This window comes from Maledivibacter halophilus (assembly GCF_900167445.1).
Lineage (GTDB): Bacteria > Bacillota > Clostridia > Peptostreptococcales > Caminicellaceae > Maledivibacter > Maledivibacter halophilus.
The window spans coordinates 179,732-205,082 of the sequence record NZ_FUZT01000009.1 but is presented as its reverse complement, the minus strand read 5'-3'; the positions used below and the strand labels follow the sequence as shown (position 1 = coordinate 205,082).

Genomic DNA, 25,351 nt, shown 5'->3' with positions numbered 1-25,351 from the left:
TAGATAACGTTCCACATCTGCGACGTCCCAGCACCTTAGAAGGAGGCGCTCATGCCCTGATAAGGGCTAATGTACCGACTGGCCCGACGAGCGGGATGTGGTGAGCCTGACCCATTAGGAATCCATCGCAGGCAAGCCCAAGAGGAATACCCTGCGAACCTTTACGAAGATGCATTGTTATCTGACGTACGGAAATAATCTAACGCCTTTTACCAATAACTTATTTCAATGAATTTATTACTTTAGGGCCTTCTACAATCAACCAATATATATGTTCAATAGTTGCAGATAAACGGTCAAATGTTTTGACATATGCAGGCATAAGTGCACTTTCCCACTCATCATGTAGTAATCCAGTATCACATCCAGACAAGTAAACATACTGAAGAGTAGAACTTATATGAGTACCTTCTAGATCATATGGCCAGAAGAGATCACCTCCATGAAGCACAATATATCCATTAGCTCCATGTGAAGCTATATATACAAAACGTCCATTACTCAACGCATAATTTAGCGTATTCTTATTTAGTGGTACAATAGCAACACTGTTCTCACCCCAACGATTTATAGCAACAAGTGATTCTCGATAAAACCCAAATGTAAATACCTCTCTTGGTATATATCCCATATCATCATACAACATGAAAATTTCAGCTTCTTCAGCTTTTGATTGAGTTATTGAAGCTGAATGAATTATTAATATTATCATTAAAATGACTAATATATGGCGGATTATTATTAAATATATAGAATAGTTTATACGAGTAGTTTTAGAAATAATGCACAAATACAGTGGGATTTTCGGCATATAACCAATTATTGCAGCAATAATACCTTCTAGCCAAATAATAAAACATATAAATACTAAAATACCTAATATATAAAAAGAAAGTTCTAATGGTATAACTGATGTAAGACTACAATTATAATACATAATTAGATTATGAATAATAAAACAAATAACAAATACTATAAAACTATAAAAGAAAAATAAATTCAAAGCAATTGCTTGCAGATAATGATAACCTCTACGATAATCTCTATGACGAATAATATTGTATAACCAATAAAATGGTATAAAACCCAAATAGAAACTGATATTTAAAAACTTTTCTCGCATCACCCTACCTCCTGTATCAATCTCTATTAGACCGCTTCTTTCATAAAAACATACGATTGTCACAAACTAGTATGTCAGATAACGTCTCGGCTTGCCGACGTACCTGAATCGGACCCACATGAAATACCCCTTGGCGGTGCTTTGCACCCAATGAAGGTATGTACTGCGCCTTACCCTAAAAACTTACTTGACGCAGTGAACGGCAAGATATTGTTAGGCGTCGGTCAATGTCCCCATATTCAGAAGTAGACAGGACGTCTACTCCTTAAATAAACTTTTTAAATCATAATGTTATTTAGCTAGAAGTCACCATGTAAACTTATTATATACCTTCAATTTCCAAACTTAATTTTTTGAAAAATTCATCCATAAATTTTAATCTATTCAAACCAATTTCTTTTGCCTTCTTTGTATATAACTGATTTGGAACTTTCTTAAATTTAACTTCATATTCTATAAATGGTGAATGCTTCGAAACCTCCTTAAGTCTTCCATTCTCAGTAGTATTCATAGATATATAATCACTTAACGCCTCATTTGTCCATAAACTTTGTCCAAATTGTCCTGCTAACATAAATGTACGAGCAATTCCAACTGCCCCTAATCCGTCAAGTTTATCTGCATCAAAAAGTATTTTAGCTTCTATAGTTTTGGGGACATTTCCACTTCTAAATCTATGTGCAATAATACAATGTTTTATTTTTGTTATCTTTCCTTCTTCATATTCTAAATCTCTCAATATACCCTCAGCTATTTCACTTCCCAAAACTGCATGGTCAATTTCTCCTGTTTTATCATGACTTTCTTTTACTCTTGCGATATCGTGTAGCAATGCAGCTGGAATAAGAATTTCTAGATCAACACTTTCTTCAAATTGTGACAGTAAAATACATAGATTATATACCCTAAGAATATGATCTAAATTATGAGCTGAACATGACAATTCTTTTTCAACGATTTCTTTAATTTTTTTATGCTTAATATTTATTTCCATTTTAATTTCTCCTTACAAGTTTATAAATGCTAAAAGGAAAATCTCTATCGGCACTCACAGAACATGCCCCAAAATATACATTCACTGTTGCCTAACGTTCCCACAGTTCCCGATGCAAACGTCCCAACGGGTTTGGCGTCGATTTTGCATCATAAACACTCCTTATTGACCAGCAAAATCAATACCAAAAGTTTATGTAGGGAACTGCTGCGTTAGCTGATGTCTGTTAATTTGACTATTTAATCTATATATCATCCTCTGATTCCCATATAGTCCCACAAGTTAATCTTAATGTCTCAGGTAGCTTTTCTCCGTCTGTAGTTCTTAATCCTTCTAATATGTATATACAATAATTTCTTCCTTCCATATTATCCATATCATTAACTTCAGTATTATCAAATAAAGGGCCTATACCACTAATAACATCCCTACTGGTATCATTTAACTCTAATGTTAAAGTATCTTCCTCTTCATTGTAAATATAATTGAACTTCTCTGATTGGTCAGAACGACCATGATACATTTTTATATAGTTGCTATTTATACACTCAGGTAATATATCCTTAGCAAACTTAATTTTTATTGAACGTTCTTCATTGCTTATCAGATCTAATTTGTTATCATTCTCTGATTTTGACCTAACCATCTCTGGAGAAGTTCTTAATATCCAATCTTTATATCTACCATTATAAATTGGTTTAGCCAATCTATATAAGTATAAATCTTCTTCCTTATTAATTTCAACTTTTATAGCTCTATTTTTATCATCCCATGTTAGCTTTCCAAGCCTATCCAAACAAATTAAGTTTTTATTATCAAATCTATAAATATCTGCATCCCAATAATTAATTACTGCTTTTATATCTGTTTTAAAACAATCACCTACATATTTTTCATTAATAATATTTTCATTATCTAATTTTTCTTTGATATCTGTTGAAAATCTTAATGGAGTAGCTAGAATTTCTCCATTGGTACTTCTTATTCCATCTAAAAAGATCACATTAATTCTAGGTTCACAATTTGAATCATAATTATAATCTTGGATAAAATCGCGATTATTTAATATTATTTCTAATAAATTTTTTTCCACATCAAATTTATAATGAAATTTACTTGAAACATCAATATTTCTATAAAATATAGGTATGTATCTTTTATTAATATACTTAGTATCTATAGGCTTTTGAAATTCAATTACAATTGTTCCTTCACTTCTTGGAGCTATCCCGACTAATTCTCCATGTGGTGTTGCTGTACTGTGAAAAATTGGATCTGTTCTTTTTATCCATTCATTGTACCATTGATTATTTAACATTTTTAATATTGGTTGTGCCTTGTGCATTAATAAAAAATTACTTCGCTCAATATGATTAGTGTATATAGCAGTATATTCTTTTAGTTCTTTATTCCATTTAACATCAAAACCATATAGATCTAAATCTTCAATATTTATATAAGTCTTATTGTTTATATTCCAGGACTCAATATATTGATTATTTATGTATGCTCTTGTGCCAGTAGAAAAACAATCTCCATATTTCTCTTCATTAGCAAAACATATGGAAGAAGTAATGATTATAAACCATATTATTAAACTAATTTTTTTCATCATTTTATTGCTCCTTTAATTAAATAATTTTTAATTATCAGATTTCAGCTAACGTCTGGCATTTGCGACGTCTCTGAATCGGGCCCCAAAAGCCCTTCGACTTGGTGGAGCTTTGCTCCCGATAAAGAGATTTGGTGCACCCGAACTACACCAAATACGTACCTCCGTGCATCCTTGCGCTAAATGCTTTGTTAGCTGATGTCGGAGGACGACCCTAAACTCAGAGGCTGACATGGCCGTCAGTCCCTTACCTTAATACAAATATGCCACTTCAAAAATATTAGCTTAGCAAGTACTTTCATATAGTATAAATAATATTAGCTAAAATACTATGATTAAAAATATATTCATGATGCGATAAAATTAGATAAACTTTTCATACGATACTGCATATTCTTTAAAACCATTTCGTTCATATACTTTTTTAGCATTACTGTTCCAAGAATAAGCATGTAATTTAACTCTATTAATTCCTTTTTCTTTCATCCAGATAATCGTTTTATCTAATAGTTTTTGTCCTAATCCAAGCCCTCTTGCTATATCATCAACGAATAACTCATCAAATAATCCCATTAAACCTGTTCCATTATCAGCTGTTTCATCCTGTTCATATATTCTGCCTAATGCATATCCTACAGGTTTATTTTCTAATTCTGCAATTAAGATTAAAGTCTCTTCATTTCTATTACAGAATGTTTTTTCAGCTTTTCTTTGTATTGCATTTAAAACTGATTCATAATCATCATTTTTTGATTCATTAGCATGATTACTTCGATTGAATTTACTTAATTTTACTGTGTAATCAACAAAAATATCTCTATCACTATCTACTGCTTGTCTTACTTTTGCTTCCATTGATTTTACCTCCAATTTAAATAGTATTAATTTTATAATCATTTGTTATTTAGTCATATCTAACTATTGAGTTAAACTTCTACATAGTTCATCCCTATCAAATCTGCACATGGACGCGCGGCTATCTTTTTGTCCGATGTCAGCTAACGTCCCGGATTGCCGACGTGCCTGAACTGGGCCCGTAAGGAATGCTCTCTTGGTGGAGCTTGCTCCCAGTGAAGGTATGTGCTGCGCTTACCCTAAAAACTTGCTTTACACAGTGAACGGCAAGGTATTATTATCTGACGTTTTATTTCATTCCCTTTTTCTAAAACAATTCATCAAGCAAAATATAAAATTCTATTTTAGAATAGTCCACATCTTCAATGCCATATTCTTTATAAAATAAATCATTCCACTTGTCTGTTCCAAAATTATGTTCAAAACTACGTACTGCTAATGCTATATCTTGATATCTATCACTAACTCCTGCTCTTCCTAAATCAATAAATCCACTCAATTTATTACCCAATAATATTATGTTAGCCATACAATAATCACCATGAGTAAAAACAAAATCTTCATTATCAGGTTTCTTTTCTAAAACCATTTTATATAATTCTTCACTTGCCTTTCATATATAATTTTCTTCAAAGTTATTTTCATCCACTAATCCACAATCAACACGTTTTTTGGCTTCACCAATCTTTATATTAAGCCTACTATCAAATGGACAGCACGTTATATCTATATCATGAATTAATCTAAGAGATCTTGCTAACATTGTGTCAACTGTGGCTGGTTTAGAAGTATAATAATAATGAGCTGCATTTAAACCTTTTATTTCTGAAATTAGCATGAATTGTTTATTATCGAAAACATTATAATGAAGCACCTTTGGAACAGGTACTTTCCCATCCAGCCAATTTAAAATATTTTTTTCTTTTTCCATAGAATCACTTTCACTACTACAGACTTTCAAATATGCATTTCCTCCACTTGAGATACCTTCAAGAAAAAATATCTCTGAACTAGAACAACCAATAGTATCTTTTTCCAACAATGCATTGATTTTAATTTATATGGTAGATTAATAAAATTGACATCATGAAATTTGCCCATTATTTAATCGCCTCCTGTACAAGCTCAAATAATTCTATAAATAAAAAATGAAATAAAATGTTAGATAACGTTTTGTATTTGCGACGTCTCTGAACTCTAAGGCGGCTACCCTTAGTGAAGAAATGTGGTTCATCTACCTCAATAATCTTCTCTAAAAGCACCTTTACGTAAATTCGTTGTTAGACGATGGTTAGTGATTCCCATGACACAAAGATTCAAACTATTTTATACCAGTCTTTTAAATCTTCAACATTAGTTGGTAACTTATCTATTCCTTCAAATTCTTTTAATACAATAGATTTAACTTGTTTTTTTATTAAACTTGACATATTTGGGTAAACCATTTCAGCTGTTCCACCAATACTTTCACAATTATCTTCAATCAGAATGTCTGGTATTATTTCTTCTGCAATATCTTTGTAACTTTGACCATTTTTTCTATATAACAATTTACCTTTTGGAAATTCATATTTTCTCAAAACAAAAAGATCTTTATTTATATCATCAAGTAACTGGTTGGAACTGAGATAGAAAATTTCCACTTCTTGCTTAACCCAAATTTTTAATTTTTCATATGACTTACCAATCGGAATATAATTTAAAAAATCATGAATTGAGTTATCATCACTCAAAACTTGCTTTACTCTTTCTTCTCTACTTTTATCAAGACCATTTTTATGCATTATTATTGTTCCATGAAGAAATATTAAGATTTTCATATAAACCACCTTCATTTAAATGTAGTTACCACTAATTTTCGCTTAACATCTCGGCTTGCCTACGTGCTTGAACGGACCCATAAAGAATACTCCTTGGTGGTGATTGCACCCAGTGAAAACATGTGCTTCACTAACCCTAGAAACTTACTTCACGTAGCGAACGGTAAGGCATTGTTAGGTGATCGTATGCCCTACTTACAAAACAACTCTTTTAACTGACTTATACTCTGTTATATTAACCAACTCTTCTTTTATAATTTGTCCCTTGTCTAGATAAACTTTGTAAGCTTTTGCTTCTTTTTCTGTTTTATGTACTCTATAGCTATTTTCTTTAAATTCAATTGCACAGTTGTTATCAATAGCTATACCAATCTCATCATATTCTAATATCTTCTTTGAAAAATCTTCTTCTCTATTATCTTCATTATAGTGTGGACAGTGCATAGCATCTAATAGGTTTATTCCTTCTACCCTTATATAATTCCATTTACCTTCTGTTTCAAAACTTTCAGAGTCACCATGGCCACTTTTAAACCAGCAAATTGAGCCAGCACTTAAACCACAAAGTATTTTACCTTCTAACAATAAAAGGACATCTGTCTTACATCCAAGCTTTTTACCATATACGTTGTTAAATGAATCTATATATCCTTGTGGTTCTCCACTAGCTGTAGGTATAAATAATACATTCGGTTTAGCCTTTTTAGCAGCTTCAACTATCTTTTTATCTATACCAAATGTTTCTAACTCACTTATTTCTCCTCCACCAATTGCAAAAATATATCTCATTTTTTGACCTCCTCGGTTTAACAAATATAGGCATATGTTACGTTACCGACTCTCATATGTCGCTAATACTTCTAAATGAGTATATATTTCTGTTGTCTTTGAACTTCTATGTCCTAATAATTCTTGTATATATCTAAGAGTTGAACTCTTATTATTTCTACTGGAATTCCAAATTGGTAAATAATTCTTATTATCTTTATTTAAATAAACCCGACCAATATTCCGCCTAAAAATACTACTTCTTTGATTTTTTCCTCTAAAATGTGAATATAATCTAGTCTTAAGGTTATCATGTCCAGTATGTGTTCCAACGCGTACAATTCTTCTGCGCACCTTTACGCTAAACACAATGTTAGATGATGTGGTCGCTCGACCTATGAAAACCGCCTCCATAGTAATTTAAATAAGCTATCATATAATGCTATTCAATAATTGAAATTTCTCCACAATTATTTACGGTAACTAGAATATCTGCCATATTTGAAAATAATCCATGCTCTACAACACCTGGAATACTATTTAATTTATTTGCTAATTCTTCTGGTTTGTTAATCCTATTGAATTTGCAATCAACTATGAAATTCTTATTATCAGTTATAAATGGTTTGTCATTTTCTAACCTTAAATTCGTTGAACATCCTAACTGTTTTAATTGATAAATTGTTATCTCATGAGCAAAAGGAGTTACTTCTATAGGTAATGGAAAGTTTCCCAAAACTTCTACTTTTTTAGAAGAATCAGCTATTATAATATAATAATTAGTAATTGAAGCAATAATTTTTTCTCTTAAAAGTGCACCTCCACCACCTTTTATAACATTTTTATTTTCATCAAACTCATCAGCCCCATCAATTGTTATATCTATTTTTTTAATCTCAGAAATATTCACTAAAGGAATATTTAAATTTTGTGCTAATTTTTCTGTATTTATAGATGTTGGAACACCTTTAATATTCATACCATTTCGAACTAATTCACCTATTTTTGTAATTGCCCAATAAGCAGTTGAACCTGTTCCTAAGCCAACAATCATTCCATCCTTGATAAAATCAACTGCTTTTTCTGCAATTAATTGTTTTTCATTCATTATTAATCTCCTTAATTTTTTATTCTCAATTTAATGTAAATAAATATCTTTTAAATCATTTATATTAAAATAACCTTTATGATAGTTGAAAATAGTAAATTTTTCTTTATGTTTTAAGAAGTAGCAACTTTATATTCATACTTGTTATTCAAATATTCTTTATTCATTTAATGGACTAAAATTTATAACACTTAATTTCCCTTTAGTATAATAATTAATATGATGACTTCTATCTTGTCCTAATTCTCTAGAGTTAAGAGAAGTAGCAAGAACAAACACATCCATACTACTAGTATCGTCCACTAACTTGGCGGTAAAATAGTCGTCCTTATGTGCGTGATGGGTAAGTACTTCTTGAAGATTTTTAGGTATATTTTTTAATTCTTGAATATCCTCTAAATGACCTTCAACAATTAACCGTAATTCCTCATCTTCTGTTTTAATTTCTATAATATCAGAAACACTAATATTGTCTAATACTTTTATTCCTTGTCTTTTTGCCCTATTTATCCATCCTTTTGCAAATTCAAATGCTCTTTTTTCATAAGTCTCACTATTTAAAATTTCTAAAGTAGCTATTTGATAATAGTTGCTATTATTTGTGAATGGAGCTAATTTTACTCTAAAATGAGTATCGTCTATACGTTTTGTAAAGTATCCATAATCATATTCATTACTGTTCCTGCCTTTTAAATAACCTAAAAACTCTTTATAGATTTTTTTTGCATTTTTACTATTTCCGTAAAAAGTACAGGTAAGTTCAAATATACTAGGCCATTCTTCTTTATTAAACTGCTGTATTTGCTCTGTTGTATAATCTAGTGGAAAATGGAATTGTAATATTATAACTCTTCCCCATTCTCCGTCTGTACTATTTATACTGCAAAAAACGTTATCTTCATCTCTTAATGAGAAATTTGATTGGCCTTCGTTAAGAGATTGTTCATCTTCTATGCGCCAAGTTAATTGTTTCTCTAATATTACTTGCTCTACTACATCTCTTTCTAAAGGAAAATTGTAAACAATTTCTTCCATACTGTTGCTACACCCAACAGTAAGAGCAATTATTAATACATATAATAGACTAATATATTTTCTTTTTAGATACATAATCAAACCATCCCCTCAATCTTCATAAATATACTTCATCTATTGATTATTCACAACTCATATTCTAATCCAATATTAAATAACCCAATAGTAATCTCCGAAATGAGTTGGGAATTTTATCTAACTAATGCGTTACCGACTAACCCATGTCGCTAATACTTCTAGATAAGTATGTTACGCGACTATTTATGTCGGTAATGCTTTCCTATAGCTGTATATACCTTTAAAACCTTTCTATTAGTAATATTAATTGTCTTTTTTTAATATTTTATCTAAAGGACTTTTTATTTTTGTTAAGTTTGTTTTACTCACATGAGTATATATTTCGGTGGTCTTTGAACTTGTATGCCCTAATACTTCTTGTATATATCTAAGAGTTGAACTGATCGTTCCTTTAAATATTCACCTTCTTTTCCTCCTGTAAATAACCAATCTTCTGGTTTTTCATATTTTGCATATTCCCTAAGAATATTTAAAACTATTTGGGAAAGAATTGTATATCTATCTTTTCTTTCCTTGCTTAAAACATATTTATATAAAAATTTAATAGAACTTAATGCCTGGCTAACATATAAATAATAGAATGTTAAATTCTGTATGTTTCTATAATTCTACATATTCCATCTTTTCCCTCCATTATTTTCTTACAATAATTTGTACTTTAAGAATTTTTTTCTTTTAGACTAATCATTTATGTTGTAAAATTCTTCAAAACATGTTATAATTCCTTTGAAGAAAAAATTTAATAGTAACTAGGGGAGCCTATATAATAGGCTGAGATAGAAATGTTATTTCTGACCCTCATAACCTGACGTGGTTAATCCCACCGTAGGGAAGTGTGTTATAGTAAGTATTTTTATATAATATAGTTTATTACTTATCACAAATTCCTAGAATTTGTGATTTTTTATTTAAAGCTTGTTAAACATTAAAAACATTTATTTTCACTTACTATATTCTTATACTATGAGTGTTATGAGGGAAGCAGATTATCTGCTTCCTTTTTTATTTCATATTCACAATTTAAAGTTCAAATTTAACTTTAACCTTGAAAATGAGGTTTTCCAACAACTATCTAGATACCTAAAGCTCCATATTAACTTAAACCATCTAAATTTAACTGATTAAAAGGTTTATTTATAGATTTTAAAAACATCTATGCTCCTAGGATTGTTTATGATGTATAAATTGTTTCTCTATACTTAAAGTTAAACTTTAACTTTAGCTATGAAGGTAACATTTTTCAATGATTACATAAATATATAAAGTTATATATTAACTTTAACTATTTTACTTTAACCATCAATCAATGAAAGGAGGTCCGGCATGATAGTAAATGACAAGAAAATGGATTTTCAAAATATTACAATTCTCGATCTGCTTAAAAATCTAAATCTCGACATGAATAAAGTAGTTGTAGAAGTAAACTTTAAAATCATTTCCAGGGAAAACTATAAAAATTTTATGCTTAACAAAAAAGATAAAATTGAAATTATTAGTCTAGTAGGCGGTGGTTAGAATGGAAATCTTCCTTAACGAAAAACTCATTATTGTAGATAATAAGGCTACAGCTTTTTCTATAAAAGAAAGCTATAGACCCAATGCAGATATAGTAATTCACAACGGATTTATCATAAGTGAAGATATTCCCCTTAAAAAGCAGGATAGAATAAGCCTTATAAAAAAAGGCGAAATACCATCCTATGAAGAGCTTGAAGCCCTTATGATATCACGTCATACGCCGGGAGTTCATGAAAAAATAAAAAAAGCCAGAGTTGGAATTGCTGGACTTGGAGGCTTGGGCTCAAATGCTTCAATTTCACTGGCTAGAATTGGAATAGGATATTTAAAACTCATAGACTTTGATATAGTTGAACCTAGTAATTTAAACAGACAGCAATACTTTATAAAGCATTTGGGAATGAAAAAAACTGAAGCTATGAAAGATTTAATTTCAAAAATCAATCCCTTTGTAAAAATAGAAACTAAAGATACTTATATAGATGAAAACAATGTAGAAGAAATTTTCTCTGATGTAGACATAATAGTTGAAGCCTTTGATAATCCCAGATCCAAGGCGAAGCTCATAAATATTGTATTACAGAAAATGCCTGAAAAAAAGATAGTGGCAGCCTCTGGATTGGCAGGCTATTTTTCCAGCAATACCATAGCAACAAAAAAAATTAGAGAAAATTTTTATTTAATAGGGGATGATGTATCTGAAGCAAAACCCGGATGTGGACTTATGTCTCCTAGAGTTGCAATTGCTGCTAACCATCAAGCCAATACAGTTTTGAGAATAATAATGGGAGAAAAGGATGTGTAAAAATGGACAAATTAATTATTGGTGATGTAGAACTTGATAATAGGCTCTTTATAGGCACAGGAAAATTTCCAAACAAAAAAATTATTCCAGACGTAATAAAAAGCTCTGAGTCTAAGGTAATTACAATGGCCCTTAGAAGAGTAGATTTGAAATCAAAGGAGGAAAATATATTAGATTATATTCCAAAGGACTACATTTTACTACCCAATACTTCTGGTGCACGAAATGCCGATGAAGCAGTTAGAATAGCAAGACTTGCAAAGGCTATGGGATGTGGTAACTGGATAAAAATCGAAGTTATTTCTGATAATAAGTATCTTCTTCCAGATAACTATGAAACCATAAAAGCCACAGAAACTTTAGCTAAAGAAGGTTTTGTAGTTCTTCCATATATGAGTCCTGACTTAATGGCTGCCAAAAATCTAGTAAATGCTGGAGCCGCAGCAGTTATGCCCCTAGGAGCTCCAATAGGTACAAATAGGGGACTCGAAACTAAGGAATTAATCAGAATACTAATAGATGAAATTAATCTGCCAGTTATTGTAGATGCAGGTATAGGTAAGCCCTCACATGCTGCCGAGGCTATGGAAATAGGAGCAGATGCAGTTTTAGTCAATACTGCAATAGCAACTGCCGGTGATCCTATAAATATGGGTAAAGCCTTCAATTTGAGTGTCAAAGCTGGAAGAATAGCCTATCTTTCAAAAACAGCCCCAGAGAAAGAATTTGCAGAGGCTTCTTCTCCATTAACAGGATTTCTGAATAAGTAAAGGTGGTATTAAAATGTCCTTCTATAATGAATACAGCAAAATAAAGGATTTTGATTTTTCTAATTTCTTTAGTGAAATAACTAAGCAAGATATTCAAAGAGTAATTAATAAAGAAAAACTAGATAAATATGACTTTTTAACTTTATTATCTCCAGCAGCTGAAAACTTTTTAGAAGAAATGGCCCAAAAATCCCATAGATTAACGGTACAGAATTTTGGTAAAATAATGCACTTATTTACTCCCATGTATATTGCTAATCATTGTGTCAATAAATGCTCTTACTGTGGATTCAATGTTTCAAATAATATTATAAGAAAAAAGCTGACTCTAGAAGAAATAGAGCAGGAAGCCAAGGCAATTTCTAAAACAGGTTTGAGACATATTTTAATATTAACCGGTGAATCAAAAAAGGATAGTCCAGTGTCATATATTATTGATGCTGTAAAAATTCTTAAAAAATATTTTGATTCTATTGCCATAGAAATTTATCCATTAACTGAAGAAGAATATAGCAAAGTTGTAAAGGCTGGCGTTGACTCCCTTACAATATATCAGGAAGTTTACAATGAAGAAATATATGATCGGGTTCATATAGCCGGTCCAAAGAAAAATTATGATTTTAGATTAAATGCACCGGAAAGAGCATGTAAAGCAAGAATCCATAGTGTAAATATTGGAGCACTTTTAGGATTAGACGATTGGAGAAAGGAAGGCTTTTTCACAGGACTTCATGCCCTATATCTCCAGAATAAATATTCCGATACAGAGATAAGTGTATCCCTTCCAAGGATTAGACCCCATGTAGGAAGCTTTAACGATATTTTTCTAGTAGATGATAAAAGCTTAGTACAAATATTACTGGCACTGAGACTTTTTCTGCCAAGGGCTGGTATAACAATATCAACAAGAGAAAGTCAAAATTTTAGAGATAATCTTATTCCCCTAGGAGTTACCAAAATGTCTGGGGGAGTATCTACTGAAGTAGGAGGTCATTCTTCTAAGACAAAAAGCGACAGTCAGTTTGAAATCTCTGACAAACGCAGTGTAGAAGAAATGAAAAGAATATTATTAAGTAAAGGCTATCAACCAGTGTTTAAAGACTGGTTGCAAATATAAAATAAATGAAAGGATGATTTACATATGAATTATACAACTCAAATGGATGCTGCTAAAAAAGGAATTATCACTGAAGAAATGAAAATAGTAGCTAAAAAAGAAGGTATGGATATAGACATATTACGAAAAAGAATAGCTGAGGGAAAAATAGTAATCCCTGCAAACAAGAATCATAAGTCCTTAAATCCTGAAGGAGTTGGCGAAGGACTAAGAACAAAAATAAATGTGAATCTTGGTATTTCAAAGGACTGCTATAATATAGAAAAAGAGCTTGAAAAGGTAAAAGGAGCTCTAGAATTTAATGTAGAAGCCATTATGGACTTAAGCTCCTATGGAAAAACTGAAGAATTTAGAACAAGGCTTGTTGATATGTCACCAGCCATGATTGGAACTGTACCAATCTATGATGCTGTAGGTTTCTATGATAAAGAGCTTAAGGATATTACTGCCAAAGAATTCTTAGACGTAGCCCATAAACATGCTGAAAATGGTGTTGACTTTATAACAATTCATGCAGGAATCAACAGAGAAACTGCTGAGGTTTTCAAGAGAAATAGAAGACTTAATCACATAGTTTCAAGGGGTGGCTCTCTTATTTATGCTTGGATGGAACTTAATAATGAAGAAAACCCATTTTTTGAGTATTATGATGAGCTTCTTGATATTTGTGAAAAATACGATGTTACCCTTAGCCTTGGAGATGCTTGCCGTCCCGGAAGTATAAATGATGCAACCGACGCAAGCCAAATCAAAGAATTAATGATACTTGGAGAACTAACTAAAAGAGCATGGGAAAGAAATGTTCAAGTAATGATAGAAGGCCCAGGTCATGTGGCTATAAATGAAATAAAAGCTAATGTGCTTATTGAGAAAAAGCTTTGCCATGGTGCTCCTTTCTATGTATTAGGACCTATTGTAACTGATATAGCTCCAGGATATGATCATATTACAAGTGCCATAGGTGGGGCCATTGCAGCTTCTAATGGTGCCGATTTCCTTTGTTATGTTACACCGGCAGAACATTTAAGATTACCTAATCTTGAAGATATGAAGGAAGGAATTATTGCCACTAAAATTGCAGCCCATGCAGCAGATATAGCCAAAAATATTCCTGGTGCAAAGCAGTGGGATTATGAAATGAGTAAGGCAAGACAAAATCTGAATTGGGAAAAAATGTTTAATCTTTCAATTGATGAGGAAAAAGCAAGAAGATATAGGAAGGAATCTACTCCAGAGCACGATGATAGCTGTACAATGTGTGGGAAAATGTGTTCAATGAGAAATATGAATAAAGTTATGAAAGGAAAAAATATTAATATATTGAGAGAGGACGACTAATGTGCTTTATCTCATAACCAATAGGAAATTAATAAAATCTGGTAATCTATACAGTGTAGTTTTAGAAGCTCTACGGGGTGGAACCGAAGCAGTCATACTTCGTGAAAAGGATTTAGCATATAAAGAACTGCTTCCCATTGTATTCAAACTGAGAAATATAACTAATTCCTTTAGTGCTCAATTAATAATTAATGGGAACTTAAAATCCGCTATAATTTCTAATGCTAACTTTTTTCATATAGGTATTAAGGATTTTGAAAACCACAAACCAGATTTAAATGGAGTACTGTTTGGATTATCAGTCCATAGTGTAAAGGAAGCAATAGATGCTGAAAAATATGGAGCTAAATATATTTTAGCCAGTCATATTTTTGAAACTGATTGTAAAAAAGGACTTAAACCTAAAGGAATTAATTTAATAAAAAATATTAAATCTAAAGTCAATATTCCCGTTATAGCCCTTGGGGGAATTAATGAAAAAAATATTCGAGATATTATTAAAGCAGGAGCAGATGGAGTGGCAGTGATGTCATATATAATGTCATCCCTTGACCCATATTCATCAGCTAGAAAATTATCTGAAAAAGTAAAAAGCATCTAAAGTTTGGAGGCATTTTGCCTCCTTCTTTTATAAAAACTTTTATGAATACTAAAAATATAAATACCTAAAATTCAATAAATATAAAATTATTAATACAGACTACGATATCCTCATGCTTTTTCACTATAAGATTTTTTCTGCAAACTAATTTCTGCTCCTCTTTTTTCCTTTATTCAATTGTACTTAATTAAGAAACTTGCATAATTAACATTATTAATTTTAAAATTCTTTACATATATTATGCAATTTACTCAATTATTTACTTTCCCCTTCCATTTTATCAATTCTGTCTAATATTATATTGTATCCGTCTGCACCATAAAGAAGACATTTATTTACTCTACTAATTGTTGCTGTGCTTGCACCGGTTATTTTCTCTACTTCATGATAAGTTTTATCTGCTCTTAGCAGCTTTGCCACCTGCAGCCTTTGGGATATTGCCTGCAGCTCTTTAATAGTACAAATATCTTCAAAAAACCTGTAACATTCTTCTCTATCCTTTAGTAGTAAAATAGCATCAAACAACTCATCTAAAAAATCCGTGACTAATTTAGAATTATATGTAATTTTCTTCACCTCCTAAAAATTTTAAATTTTACATAATAATATTTAGCCTCCACAATCTAAATTTCAACATAGTTATATATAACTATTATACCAAAATTTTTAAATCATAGAGAAATCAAGTTAAAACTATTTATCTGAATAATCATGCAATTGTTTTATCTATAATAATTTTTATTTTATAAGAAATAATATAATATAAATACTATTTGAGAAAATTGCATATTTAATTCATATTTACAAATAAATATTGTAGGGATTTCAGTTAGAAATTTATATACATTATGCAATTATCTTACTCCATTAAAATAAAGAGGTGAATAAGATGACAAAACAAAAAAACACAAAGGATAAGGATTATACTAGTGCCAAGGAAGCCATGAATCTAATAGATAAAAGTTATAATTCCCATGATTATGATATTATACCCAAACAGCAAAACGCATATGTTATGCCTTGGTCAATGAAAAAGGACGAAGATATAATAGACCCATCACGATTTTATGAAGATTCAGATTTTGAATAGGATTTCTACTTAAATAGAAAAAGACCTCTTGTCAAAATAAAAGAGGTCTTTTTTCATATGATTTTATTATTACTATCTTATATCAGATTTTTTATTTAATGAACTGTAAAAACTCTGTCCATTCTCTGGTGATAATGAATTAAAATACTCACCAATTGTTGCAGCTATATCCGATAGTGTTTTTCTTTCTCCAATATAATTACTACTTAATCTTTTACTATATGCCAGTAAAAAAGTCTTTTCCCTAGTATGTTGGCTGTGACCAATTGTAGGATCATTACCATGATCAGCACTAATTATAAGCAAATCATCCTTAGTCATATTTTCTATGATGATACCTAAATATTTATCTACTAACATTATTCTCTTTGCATAAAGCTCAACATCCTGGGCATGCCCTGCCAAATCAGTTTCTTGAACTGTTGCTGAAATCAATCCTTCATTCATTTGGTGAAGTTGTTTTATTATTTCTTTCATAACCAGCTGTGTATCCACTGCTGGTATATTTTTTGCTTTATCACATTTGATAACATCTTGCATTTTGCCAATAAGAGTAATTTCTTTTCCTAGTTTTGATAAAATACTACTAATCTGCTTTTCTGGGTTTACACCAAAGCCTAAATGTCTTGCCTGGTATCCTTTTTTATATACCCCTGATTTTGGCGAATTTACTCCTATAAGTCCATCTTCTCGTCTTTCTATACTATCAATAATTTCTTTTATAGAGACATCTTTTCCACCTAAAGCTATTACGCGATTTACCTTTACATTCTTCCTAACAATCTTCCCTATCTTTAATACTTCATCAAAGGATATATGATCCAGTGGTGCTGTAATATTATAAATCTGTCCATAATCAGTTTCTATATTATCTGCAACTACAACCAGTTCATTCACCAATAAATAGGGTCTATAGGTATTAGGTATTTCTACTTTATATCCTTGTTTTTCAAGGGCAGCCTTTACATTATCCATAAAATATACAAAGGGTTTCATCAAAGGCTTTTTAGGTTTAGTTCCCATTATCTCCTGATGACCTGCATAGCTGTCAGCACCATAATGCTGTAAATTGAGTATTCCATAGCTAGCAATTCCTATGTCTTTCTTTAATCTTGGATGTCTAAGGACTCTATTTATTCCTAATCTTTCTAGATTGGGTATTTTTATATCCTTTGATTTATCTAAAATATGATAAAAGGTATTTGCACCTTCGTCCTGAGGGCGAACCCTTTTAACATCATCCATATATCCTATTCCTAAACTGTCTATTATCAATACAATAGCTCGTTTTTTCATATTACCACGACCTTTATCTAAGCTTCTTTCCCAAGCTGTCATATATTCCTATTATTTTAGGCATATCTTTTTGTATTCCTTCAACTAGAACAACTTCACTTCTTGTTACAAAAATTTGGGTGCGAAATGAATAAATTGCTGTATCTCCTACTAAGGCCTTCTTATTATCAATTATTAAAGTCCCATAATAATCAATAGCTTCAGGAGATATATCTTGGGCTTTTAAAACATTATTTTTCATAGTCTCAAAATCCCTACCTACCATAGCCTTATCTACATTAGATCTTCTATAATGTCCACCACCATATACATATGCCTTATTTTCAAAGCAATGGGATATCTCACTAACATATACGATACTAGGAATTTCATCTAGTTCTTTAATTCCATGTAATGGAGTAGTACCAGTTATAGCATGCCCAGGCTCCCCGTGGGTAGCTCCCAATTCTTTCATTAAAGGTAGAGAAGCTATTGCATTTGCACTCGGCATATTAATCTGTTTAACATCAATATTCAATTTACTCTTTAGCTTCTCAGCACATCTAACCACTGTATATGCATTTTCTGTTTCATGGATCTTCCCTTCATATGAATCATATAAAAAACATGGAAAAGCAGTTACTCCTACTATATTTACTCCCTTTAGTTTTTCTATTGCCTCAGCTTTTTGTATAAGCTCCTCTTCTTTAAATCCACCTACTTGCCCTTCATAAACCGTATCTTTAGTTCCTGTAACTCTTAAAAGAATATCCTGCTTTTTTCCCATCTCTAGGGCTAATTTAGAAATTTCCTCTGCCTTTTCCAAAGTAAATACTGTAATTACTTCAGGCTTGTAGGTTAAAATTTCCTTTATCATTCCAAAGGGAATTTGAACTAAATGACCTACATTGCCAAGCTTTATTCCTGCTCTTCCAAGAGCCAATGCTTCCCATGGATCTACTGCCACAGCCTTTTCTATTCCAGCCTCAGCAATAATACTTGCTATCTGAGGATTTCTTCCTATTTGCTTTGTCATCATATAGAGCTCTATGCCATATTTTTTTGCACTTTTTACTAATTTTCCTGTATTACTCTTTATCGTATCCATATCTAGAATATATGAATTAGGTCTAATTTCAGCTTTTCTATGGAATTCAACAGCATATTTTATTAACTTTGGATTTCTTTTTAATGTCATATCTAAAAACATTGAGTTTCCCCCTATTCTAATGCCTTATCAATTGCTTCCTTTAATACTCGAATAACAGTATCTGCACCTGCCCTCATTGGATTAATACGTATCATATAATCCTCTAATTTAGGATTTGATTTGAGAAAAGTTCCAGATACTCTATAGAACATAGCCGTTACTTCATATTTTGATTCAGCACCTATTGGATAAGGAGCCGCCCCTAACTTAGAGCTATATTTAAGCACATCTTTAGCTATTGGTTTTTCAAATTCTACTAAAACAACTCTTGATTGTGCATTTGCAATAAATGAAGATTTTATTCCCCTTACTTCTCCTGAGTTTAATCTATAGACTATTTTATTTCCTTCTTCAGCTTGTATTGCTAAGGATACTGGAGCATATACTAATGACCTTAAAGCATTCATCGCCTCATGTCCCTGAACCTGGCTCCCTCCTGAATAATTCATTTGTCTTATTTTATCTATTATGCTTCCTTTGCCAGCAACACACCCTAGCCCTTCAGGCCCTAAAAGCTTAAAAAGTGAAAAAGCACTTACATCTGCTCCAAGCTGTACTCCTATTTTTTCTGCCTTCATAACTACATAATTGTCATCAACCAATATGGTCATATCATTATTTACACTCTTTAGTTTATTAATAACTTCATTTAAGTCATATCTATCCTCCAGCTTCTGTCTTGAATGTTGAATAAGTACAAAGGATATATGAGAAAGATCTTCAATTTTTATATCACAAATTTTATTAAAATCTATATATTGGGGTTCAAGTCCCATTGATTCCACAATAATTTTAGTTGTAGGATAAATGGGAGCTTTATGAAGTAATATTTTCCCATTGGGCTTTAATACTCCATTCATTACATTTCTAATAGCACCTGTTCCAGATCCTCTAACTAATACAGCCTCCTCTGCTCCAAAAAACTGTGCTAAAACTCTTTCTACTTTTTGGGTATATCTTGGCTGCCCAACTCCTGGTACAACTCCATAATCTCCATCTTGAAGAAATTCATATCCATCAAAATTTTGATGGATAATGTCTACTAATTTAAATTGCATTTTTTTTGCTTTCTCAAAATCTATTGCTTTTATTGGATATGTTTTCATAATTAATTCTCCTTAAAAGTTTCTTTATATACTATTCTCAACTACAAAACCACGGACTAGCAGTTCCATGGTTTTGTAGCTAAGTATATTTTCTACTATTCTAATAATTTGATTAGATAAATTAAGCTGCTGGCATATATAATCCTATTAACGCTAAAATATTAACTATGATTCCAACAAGAATAGCTGCAATAGGTCCAACTGCCATCTTAACCAATGGTCGTTTTGCAGTTTCATTAAGCAAGTACAATCCTGCCACAACAAAATATCCAACCCCTGGTGCAATATTATTAGCAGCCAGCATTGATCCCACAATTAAAGCCACCTCTAATAATTTGGACATTGCACTCCTTATATTATCTGCCGCTTTTCTGATTCCAGGAAATCTATCAAAAAATCTTGCAAATACCAATAAACTAGATGCCTCCAAAGAAATTACTGCAGCACCTAAGATACCAGCTATTATAATATTAGGTGCTAATATACCAACTGTAGCAACAAATCCAAAACCATCAGTAACAAATGTCCCAGTTGCCAAAGAAGTTGTCCCTTTTAATGGTATGAAGGATAATGCTCTCGCTAAGCTAAAGTTTACAGCATCAGATTTTAACCCTTCTTTTAAAGCTAATAAAGATTGTGGTCCTTCCATCAATAGATTTATATTACAGGACATACCATATAAAGCACCCATAATAGCAATCCATACCATATTCTTTCTTATATTTTTAACCCTATCAACAAATAAGGATGCAGTATCTACGTTACTTTCATTCTTTTCTTTTATAGCAAATAACATAAGAATTATAAATCCTGCTAATAATGCCCATCCATCAGGACTTCCATATCCTAACCTTTCAATAATCTGTCTTATTAGTAAAACAATCCCCAAAGAAAATATCCCCTTTTTATAGCCATATTCAAATGCTATTGCCAAGGGAGGAAAGGCAGCAAATGCAAATATAACTGGATCTCCTAGTCCACCTAAAGCATCAAACACATTTACCGGTAATTTTTGAATTCCATCAACAAACCACTTTAATCCTATGAGTAATAGAAGTCCATAAACTCCACCGGCAAGTCCTGATAATATGAATCCCCTTACACTTTTCTTATCCTTTAGCCAATTATTGCTTGGTTCTCCATGAAAAAATGTTCCAATTATATCTGTGCCTAAAAATAATGAATGAATCAAAATAATTGGGGACATTATAGAAAAAGGAATACCAAATCCAATAACCAACCCAATACTTAAAGCAAATGTTGTAGCTGCTAATTCTGATCTTTTCATTCTACCTTCTTTGAATTCGGGAATAATAGGCCTAACCGCATCATTAAATATTGCTATTCCTCTATTTGCTAACATTGAAGCCACTGCTCCTGTTAAAAAAATTAGAATATACCTCATGACAATCCCTCTCTTTATTTATTTATTATAAGCTTTAAAATCATAGGTACTGCTTGATTAATATGTTCATTTGTAAATCCAAATGCAACTTTACCTTTATTTATTGCTTCAATAACTTTCTCTTCCTCTGGTGCTTTACCAGGCATCGATAGGGTAGCACATTTACCTGCTCCTAACAAAGCTATTGCCATTGCAAGAGCTCCGCCACCACCTGTATTACATGCCCCAAAGTAATAATCAGCAGTACCAGTTTTAACTGCCATTGCAGCTTCTATATCTGATTTTATTTCAACCTTTACATCTTTCCCTCCTATTCCTTCTATAATCTTAGCAATATTTTGTTTATCAATTGCTCCACCAACTACAATCTTAATCATATACTCACCTCTTTCCTTGACTATTTTAGTTTATTTTTAAATGCTACATAACTACCAATAGATGTTTAACTCTAAAGTATTATAAATTTATAAAAAACATAATCTCTATGAAAAAACATATGTGGCTTTTTTATTATCAAATTTTGATCTATACTAACACCTGTAGATTATTTGCATTTATCTATTAATATAGATCCATGGGCTGCTATAAATCCTCTCTCAGAATCTGGTATCTTAATTTGTAATTTTTTCTCAATCTCATCATAAAACTCAGGAAGTTCCCCATAAATTGGATTTTGTTTTATTTCATTTAGAACTGATTCATCCATTCCATCAATTTCTTCTCCTCTTTTTATCCTTGCCAGGGCCATGGAAAGGTGAGTAATAAGCATAGATCCATTTTCTTCATTAATTTCTAATGAATATTTTTTCTCAAAATTTTTTATAAATTCTATAACAACACCCATTATTTCATCACTTATTTCTCCTGCCTGCTTTAGAATCTCTAATCTTTCCTTTAATGGTTTATCCATTTTCTTTTCTCCTTTTCAATGTACATTTTTTTGTATATTCATTTTAAAAAAAACTTAATATATAGGAATCATATGATTATCTATAACCTTTTTTTGTGTTTCTTCTACTTCTTTCATTTTAATAAATTTCTTAAAAATGTCTCTAAACTCTAGATTACCCTTACTTATAACTATAGTAGCAATGGTGTCTTCTTTATCAATTTCCCTCGTCTTAGGATTTGTTAAAGGATAGATATTATACTCAAGATTTTTTTCTTGTATTTCATCCACATTCCAAATTGCTGCATCAACTTCATCATTTTTTAGCTTTTGTAAAATCTGATTATAAGGAGTATCGATGTATTCTACATCCTTTCCTTCACACTCATAGGAAGTTAATATAATTTGATCTATAGATGTTGTATCTAATGCTACCCTCATTCCATCACATATTTTACTTTCCTTGTCATCTCTAAAAATAATAACATGATTTCCAACATAACTACCTTCTTCAAATTCATAAACAATTTCTATATCAGAGGATTTTCTCATTTCTAATGTGGCTGCTAATTTTGATATAACAGCAAAATTATATCTTCCTGATGTCAGTGCTTCTATTCTCTTTGCAGCACCTCTCATAAATGCCAAGCTAAATGGTATACCACCTTTTTCAAATGCACTATAAAGTCCAGTTGCAAGGCCTTCATACCTCTTTGAATAGGGCAAAGGCATTACTCCCATTATAACCCCAAAATCCGATACTTCCCAAAGCTTTTTATAATTTATTTTAATAATATATGTTCCTAAATGCCCTCTAGATTCTAATCCTATTGCTTTAATTTCTTGAAGAAACTTCAATGCAGATTGAACAGTTCCTCTAGCAGTATCAAATCTTTTAGAATATTGACCAACCGTACTTATTCTATCTCCAACTTGAAAAGTTAGCATTTCCTTTGCAAGCTGCATTGTTATTTTTCCATTTTTAGACATCAGCTTCTTTTTATAATTACTCATAAATATTCAACCTCTCATCAATATACATTCTTTTGTATATTGTATAATTATTATAACACATTTACTTTTTTCCTTCAACTTAATATAGTGAAACAATCTCAAAACTTAATTTATAGATTTTAAAAATATCGATGCTTCTGCAATTTTTTAAGATTTATAAATCTATCTTTGAATTAGTTTCACTATATCAAAAGATTAAAATAGCAGTAATGAAAAATTTATATTCATTATGATATCATTAATAACCTTTTATTACCTAGTATGAACAAAAGGAAATCCTAAAAAAATAATATATAAGAAATATTGATAAGAGAGGTGAAAATATAATGGCTAAAGGTCCTGTAGATCCAAACGCAATGAAGGCATTAAATGAAATGAAGTATGAAATAGCTAATGAATTGGGAATAACTAAGAATCTTTTAACTAATGAAAGTGGTCTTGATTCTGGTAAAAATGTTTTTTATGGAGGATATGTAGGTGGACATATGACTAAAAAGCTGGTTGAAATGGGAGAAAAAGAATTAATGAATTATAATAAAAATCTTTAGAAAACTACTGTATATATTATGCAATTGTCCCAAATTAGAATTATACAATTATCTCAATTAACCCTTTGTGCTAGTAAATCAAATTTTTGTTTAAAATATAACTTAGGGAGTTTTAATATTTCATTTGAGTGATTTTTATGAACCTGTTTCTTCCTTAAAAGCTATATGAAAAAACAGGTTTATAGCATGAACTAAAAGGAAATATTAAAACTCCTGATATGGAAACTAGCACAACAGGTTAATTAATAAAGGAATTAAAATCACCGTTACTAATCCCGCTAAACCAATAGAAAGACCACTCATGGCCCCTTCTGTTTCCCCCATCTCTATGGCCTTTGTCGTTCCCAATGCATGGGATGAGGTACCCAAAGACACGCCAATAGCAACTTTGTCTTTAATTCTAAATATTTTAAATACATAAGGTGCAATTATAGATCCGAATATTCCTGTAATGATTATTGCTGTTACAGTAATAGAAGGTATCCCCCCTATTTGCTTTGATAATTCAATTCCTATAGGATTAGTTATTGATTTAGGAATCAATGATCTAAGTATATCATCTGATAGACCAAATAATTTTGATAAAAATACCACACTAATTACTGAAGTAAGACATCCTACAGTTATACCAACAATTATAGGAAGTATATTAGCTTTAAAAATTTCAAACTGTTTATATAAGGGAACCGCTAATATAACCGTGGCAGGACCTAGAAAAAAGGATATTAGACCTCCACCTTCATTATATGCCTCTAAGGATATATCAAACTTAATAAGAATTACTATAATTAGAACTATACTAATTAATAAAGGATTTAATAGAGAAATTTTTGTTTTTCTATTTATATATAATCCTATTTCAAGAGCTATTATTGAAATAATAACTCCAAATAATGGTGTATGTAACAAATCAATCATATTTTAAAACTCCTTTTTAGAAACTCAATAGTCAATCCCGTAACGGTCATAACAACAATCGTAGAAATTACACATATTAATAAAATAGCTACACCCTTGCTTTTAAGCAATTCCAGATTAGAAATTAATCCAACTCCAGCAGGTATAAAAAAGAATTGCAAATGATCTAACAAAAATTTACTTATATCCTCTATCATTTCTAATTTAATAATTTTTAATGAAAGAAGACATAACAATATTACTATTCCAAGAACATTTCCCGGTAAAGGCAAGTGAAATATCTTGCTAAGCACTTCTCCAGAAAAAGCAATGATTAATATAATAGCTAATTGCCTAAGAATCTTCAAAACCCCA

27 protein-coding genes, 1 pseudogene and 1 riboswitch are annotated in these 25,351 nt (G+C 31.1%); of the genes and pseudogenes, 8 read left to right on the top strand and 20 right to left on the bottom strand.

The window, feature by feature from the left end:
• Positions 1 to 220: 220 nt before the first annotated feature.
• From B5X81_RS17745 to B5X81_RS17700, 10 genes and pseudogenes are all read right to left on the bottom strand, one after another.
• Entirely contained in the window at positions 221 to 1,123 is a 903-nt protein-coding gene (locus B5X81_RS17745) for a hypothetical protein (RefSeq protein ID WP_079493547.1), read from the bottom strand.
• 322 nt (positions 1,124 to 1,445) lie between these two features.
• Positions 1,446 to 2,117, bottom strand: a complete 672-nt coding sequence (locus tag B5X81_RS17740; RefSeq protein ID WP_079493545.1) for an HD domain-containing protein — start codon at positions 2,115 to 2,117, stop codon at positions 1,446 to 1,448.
• 244 nt (positions 2,118 to 2,361) lie between these two features.
• Positions 2,362 to 3,732 carry a hypothetical protein gene (locus tag B5X81_RS17735; protein WP_079493543.1) on the bottom strand — a complete coding sequence of 457 codons (1,371 nt, stop codon included), beginning with the start codon at positions 3,730 to 3,732 and terminating at the stop codon, positions 2,362 to 2,364.
• Positions 3,733 to 4,092: 360 nt separating this feature from the next.
• Positions 4,093 to 4,584, bottom strand: a complete 492-nt coding sequence (locus B5X81_RS17730; protein ID WP_170917483.1) for a GNAT family N-acetyltransferase — start codon at positions 4,582 to 4,584, stop codon at positions 4,093 to 4,095.
• Between the two features lie 307 nt (positions 4,585 to 4,891).
• Positions 4,892 to 5,515 (bottom strand): annotated as a pseudogene (locus B5X81_RS28615) (APH(3') family aminoglycoside O-phosphotransferase).
• Positions 5,516 to 5,541: 26 nt separating this feature from the next.
• A complete protein-coding gene (locus B5X81_RS27895) occupies positions 5,542 to 5,685 on the bottom strand; it encodes a hypothetical protein (protein ID WP_208985083.1) in 144 nt (47 codons plus the stop codon).
• 215 nt (positions 5,686 to 5,900) lie between these two features.
• The gene (locus B5X81_RS17715) at positions 5,901 to 6,404 is read right to left on the bottom strand and encodes a hypothetical protein (RefSeq protein WP_079493537.1); all 504 of its coding nucleotides are present in this window, start codon (positions 6,402 to 6,404) and stop codon (positions 5,901 to 5,903) included.
• Between the two features lie 195 nt (positions 6,405 to 6,599).
• Entirely contained in the window at positions 6,600 to 7,193 is a 594-nt protein-coding gene (locus B5X81_RS17710; protein WP_079493536.1) for a Type 1 glutamine amidotransferase-like domain-containing protein, read from the bottom strand.
• A 421-nt stretch (positions 7,194 to 7,614) separates the two neighbouring features.
• Positions 7,615 to 8,280, bottom strand: coding sequence for a ribose-5-phosphate isomerase RpiA (gene rpiA / locus B5X81_RS17705; RefSeq protein ID WP_079493534.1), 666 nt, complete (start codon positions 8,278 to 8,280; stop codon positions 7,615 to 7,617).
• Between the two features lie 159 nt (positions 8,281 to 8,439).
• Positions 8,440 to 9,390, bottom strand: a complete 951-nt coding sequence (locus tag B5X81_RS17700) for a hypothetical protein (RefSeq protein ID WP_079493533.1) — start codon at positions 9,388 to 9,390, stop codon at positions 8,440 to 8,442.
• A 744-nt stretch (positions 9,391 to 10,134) separates the two neighbouring features.
• Positions 10,135 to 10,242: riboswitch (TPP riboswitch) on the top strand.
• Between the two features lie 474 nt (positions 10,243 to 10,716).
• On the opposite strand from B5X81_RS17700, the gene thiS reads away from it, so the two are divergent.
• The 6 genes from thiS to B5X81_RS17665 are packed head-to-tail and all read left to right on the top strand — an operon-like array spanning position 10,717 to position 15,542.
• On the top strand, positions 10,717 to 10,908 hold the full coding sequence (thiS, locus tag B5X81_RS17690; protein ID WP_079493531.1) for a sulfur carrier protein ThiS: 192 nt from the start codon (positions 10,717 to 10,719) through the stop codon (positions 10,906 to 10,908).
• Position 10,909: 1 nt separating this feature from the next.
• Positions 10,910 to 11,716, top strand: a complete 807-nt coding sequence (gene thiF / locus B5X81_RS17685; protein WP_079493530.1) for a sulfur carrier protein ThiS adenylyltransferase ThiF — start codon at positions 10,910 to 10,912, stop codon at positions 11,714 to 11,716.
• 2 nt (positions 11,717 to 11,718) lie between these two features.
• Positions 11,719 to 12,486, top strand: a complete 768-nt coding sequence (locus B5X81_RS17680; protein WP_079493528.1) for a thiazole synthase — start codon at positions 11,719 to 11,721, stop codon at positions 12,484 to 12,486.
• 13 nt (positions 12,487 to 12,499) lie between these two features.
• Positions 12,500 to 13,603, top strand: a complete 1,104-nt coding sequence (thiH, locus tag B5X81_RS17675) for a 2-iminoacetate synthase ThiH (protein ID WP_079493527.1) — start codon at positions 12,500 to 12,502, stop codon at positions 13,601 to 13,603.
• 24 nt (positions 13,604 to 13,627) lie between these two features.
• Positions 13,628 to 14,941, top strand: coding sequence for a phosphomethylpyrimidine synthase ThiC (thiC, locus tag B5X81_RS17670; protein WP_079493525.1), 1,314 nt, complete (start codon positions 13,628 to 13,630; stop codon positions 14,939 to 14,941).
• A 1-nt stretch (position 14,942) separates the two neighbouring features.
• Positions 14,943 to 15,542: a thiamine phosphate synthase gene (locus tag B5X81_RS17665; protein WP_079493524.1), complete on the top strand. Its 600-nt coding sequence runs from the start codon at positions 14,943 to 14,945 to the stop codon at positions 15,540 to 15,542.
• A 255-nt stretch (positions 15,543 to 15,797) separates the two neighbouring features.
• On the opposite strand, the gene B5X81_RS17660 is transcribed toward B5X81_RS17665, so the two are convergent.
• Positions 15,798 to 16,118 carry a YerC/YecD family TrpR-related protein gene (locus B5X81_RS17660; protein ID WP_330397407.1) on the bottom strand — a complete coding sequence of 107 codons (321 nt, stop codon included), beginning with the start codon at positions 16,116 to 16,118 and terminating at the stop codon, positions 15,798 to 15,800.
• A gap of 313 nt (positions 16,119 to 16,431) precedes the next feature.
• Here B5X81_RS17660 and B5X81_RS17655 point away from each other — a divergent pair, with 313 nt between their 5' ends.
• Positions 16,432 to 16,632: a hypothetical protein gene (locus B5X81_RS17655; RefSeq protein WP_079493522.1), complete on the top strand. Its 201-nt coding sequence runs from the start codon at positions 16,432 to 16,434 to the stop codon at positions 16,630 to 16,632.
• 72 nt (positions 16,633 to 16,704) lie between these two features.
• Here the strand turns inward: B5X81_RS17655 and B5X81_RS17650 are convergent, their stop codons facing one another.
• From B5X81_RS17650 to yhfZ, 7 genes are all read right to left on the bottom strand, one after another.
• On the bottom strand, positions 16,705 to 17,970 hold the full coding sequence (locus B5X81_RS17650) for a phosphopentomutase (protein ID WP_208985082.1): 1,266 nt from the start codon (positions 17,968 to 17,970) through the stop codon (positions 16,705 to 16,707).
• The gene (locus B5X81_RS17645; RefSeq protein WP_079493521.1) at positions 17,942 to 19,117 is read right to left on the bottom strand and encodes a YhfX family PLP-dependent enzyme; all 1,176 of its coding nucleotides are present in this window, start codon (positions 19,115 to 19,117) and stop codon (positions 17,942 to 17,944) included. The genes B5X81_RS17650 and B5X81_RS17645 overlap by 29 nt, the downstream gene beginning before the upstream one ends.
• Before the next feature lie 11 nt (positions 19,118 to 19,128).
• Entirely contained in the window at positions 19,129 to 20,223 is a 1,095-nt protein-coding gene (locus B5X81_RS17640; RefSeq protein ID WP_079493519.1) for an aminotransferase class V-fold PLP-dependent enzyme, read from the bottom strand.
• 121 nt (positions 20,224 to 20,344) lie between these two features.
• Positions 20,345 to 21,628 (bottom strand): YhfT family protein, encoded by a 1,284-nt coding sequence (locus tag B5X81_RS17635; RefSeq protein ID WP_079493518.1) that lies wholly within the window; start codon positions 21,626 to 21,628, stop codon positions 20,345 to 20,347.
• 14 nt (positions 21,629 to 21,642) lie between these two features.
• Entirely contained in the window at positions 21,643 to 22,005 is a 363-nt protein-coding gene (locus tag B5X81_RS17630; RefSeq protein WP_079493516.1) for a DUF2620 domain-containing protein, read from the bottom strand.
• 167 nt (positions 22,006 to 22,172) lie between these two features.
• Entirely contained in the window at positions 22,173 to 22,538 is a 366-nt protein-coding gene (locus B5X81_RS17625) for a PRD domain-containing protein (protein ID WP_079493515.1), read from the bottom strand.
• A gap of 54 nt (positions 22,539 to 22,592) precedes the next feature.
• Positions 22,593 to 23,531 carry a GntR family transcriptional regulator YhfZ gene (yhfZ, locus tag B5X81_RS17620; RefSeq protein ID WP_079493513.1) on the bottom strand — a complete coding sequence of 313 codons (939 nt, stop codon included), beginning with the start codon at positions 23,529 to 23,531 and terminating at the stop codon, positions 22,593 to 22,595.
• Between the two features lie 326 nt (positions 23,532 to 23,857).
• On the opposite strand from yhfZ, the gene B5X81_RS17615 reads away from it, so the two are divergent.
• Positions 23,858 to 24,079: an alpha/beta-type small acid-soluble spore protein gene (locus tag B5X81_RS17615; RefSeq protein WP_079493512.1), complete on the top strand. Its 222-nt coding sequence runs from the start codon at positions 23,858 to 23,860 to the stop codon at positions 24,077 to 24,079.
• Between the two features lie 225 nt (positions 24,080 to 24,304).
• Here the strand turns inward: B5X81_RS17615 and B5X81_RS17610 are convergent, their stop codons facing one another.
• Complete coding sequence (locus tag B5X81_RS17610; protein WP_079493510.1) at positions 24,305 to 24,997, bottom strand: LrgB family protein; 693 nt, start codon at positions 24,995 to 24,997, stop codon at positions 24,305 to 24,307.
• Positions 24,994 to 25,344 (bottom strand): CidA/LrgA family protein, encoded by a 351-nt coding sequence (locus B5X81_RS17605; RefSeq protein WP_079493509.1) that lies wholly within the window; start codon positions 25,342 to 25,344, stop codon positions 24,994 to 24,996. The genes B5X81_RS17610 and B5X81_RS17605 overlap by 4 nt, the downstream gene beginning before the upstream one ends.
• Positions 25,345 to 25,351 lie beyond the last annotated feature (7 nt).

Excerpts from the sequence above, each read along its gene's own strand:
- B5X81_RS17735 (WP_079493543.1), bottom strand. The coding sequence starts at position 3,732 with ATGATGAAAAAAATTAGTTTAATAATATGGTTTATAATCATTACTTCT.
- rpiA (WP_079493534.1), bottom strand. The coding sequence starts at position 8,280 with ATGAATGAAAAACAATTAATTGCAGAAAAAGCAGTTGATTTTATCAAG.
- B5X81_RS17680 (WP_079493528.1), top strand. The coding sequence starts at position 11,719 with ATGGACAAATTAATTATTGGTGATGTAGAACTTGATAATAGGCTCTTT.
- B5X81_RS17730 (WP_170917483.1), bottom strand. The coding sequence starts at position 4,584 with ATGGAAGCAAAAGTAAGACAAGCAGTAGATAGTGATAGAGATATTTTT.
- B5X81_RS17640 (WP_079493519.1), bottom strand. The coding sequence starts at position 20,223 with ATGAAAACATATCCAATAAAAGCAATAGATTTTGAGAAAGCAAAAAAA.
- B5X81_RS17645 (WP_079493521.1), bottom strand. The coding sequence starts at position 19,117 with ATGTTTTTAGATATGACATTAAAAAGAAATCCAAAGTTAATAAAATAT.
- B5X81_RS17630 (WP_079493516.1), bottom strand. The coding sequence starts at position 22,005 with ATGATTAAGATTGTAGTTGGTGGAGCAATTGATAAACAAAATATTGCT.
- B5X81_RS27895 (WP_208985083.1), bottom strand. The coding sequence starts at position 5,685 with ATGGGCAAATTTCATGATGTCAATTTTATTAATCTACCATATAAATTA.
- B5X81_RS17710 (WP_079493536.1), bottom strand. The coding sequence starts at position 7,193 with ATGAGATATATTTTTGCAATTGGTGGAGGAGAAATAAGTGAGTTAGAA.
- thiH (WP_079493527.1), top strand. The coding sequence starts at position 12,500 with ATGTCCTTCTATAATGAATACAGCAAAATAAAGGATTTTGATTTTTCT.
- B5X81_RS17610 (WP_079493510.1), bottom strand. The coding sequence starts at position 24,997 with ATGATTGATTTGTTACATACACCATTATTTGGAGTTATTATTTCAATA.
- thiC (WP_079493525.1), top strand. The coding sequence starts at position 13,628 with ATGAATTATACAACTCAAATGGATGCTGCTAAAAAAGGAATTATCACT.
- thiF (WP_079493530.1), top strand. The coding sequence starts at position 10,910 with ATGGAAATCTTCCTTAACGAAAAACTCATTATTGTAGATAATAAGGCT.
- B5X81_RS17635 (WP_079493518.1), bottom strand. The coding sequence starts at position 21,628 with ATGAGGTATATTCTAATTTTTTTAACAGGAGCAGTGGCTTCAATGTTA.
- B5X81_RS17655 (WP_079493522.1), top strand. The coding sequence starts at position 16,432 with ATGACAAAACAAAAAAACACAAAGGATAAGGATTATACTAGTGCCAAG.
- B5X81_RS17700 (WP_079493533.1), bottom strand. The coding sequence starts at position 9,390 with ATGTATCTAAAAAGAAAATATATTAGTCTATTATATGTATTAATAATT.
- B5X81_RS17625 (WP_079493515.1), bottom strand. The coding sequence starts at position 22,538 with ATGGATAAACCATTAAAGGAAAGATTAGAGATTCTAAAGCAGGCAGGA.
- thiS (WP_079493531.1), top strand. The coding sequence starts at position 10,717 with ATGATAGTAAATGACAAGAAAATGGATTTTCAAAATATTACAATTCTC.
- B5X81_RS17745 (WP_079493547.1), bottom strand. The coding sequence starts at position 1,123 with ATGCGAGAAAAGTTTTTAAATATCAGTTTCTATTTGGGTTTTATACCA.
- B5X81_RS17650 (WP_208985082.1), bottom strand. The coding sequence starts at position 17,970 with ATGACAGCTTGGGAAAGAAGCTTAGATAAAGGTCGTGGTAATATGAAA.
- yhfZ (WP_079493513.1), bottom strand. The coding sequence starts at position 23,531 with ATGAGTAATTATAAAAAGAAGCTGATGTCTAAAAATGGAAAAATAACA.
- B5X81_RS17615 (WP_079493512.1), top strand. The coding sequence starts at position 23,858 with ATGGCTAAAGGTCCTGTAGATCCAAACGCAATGAAGGCATTAAATGAA.
- B5X81_RS17740 (WP_079493545.1), bottom strand. The coding sequence starts at position 2,117 with ATGGAAATAAATATTAAGCATAAAAAAATTAAAGAAATCGTTGAAAAA.
- B5X81_RS17715 (WP_079493537.1), bottom strand. The coding sequence starts at position 6,404 with ATGAAAATCTTAATATTTCTTCATGGAACAATAATAATGCATAAAAAT.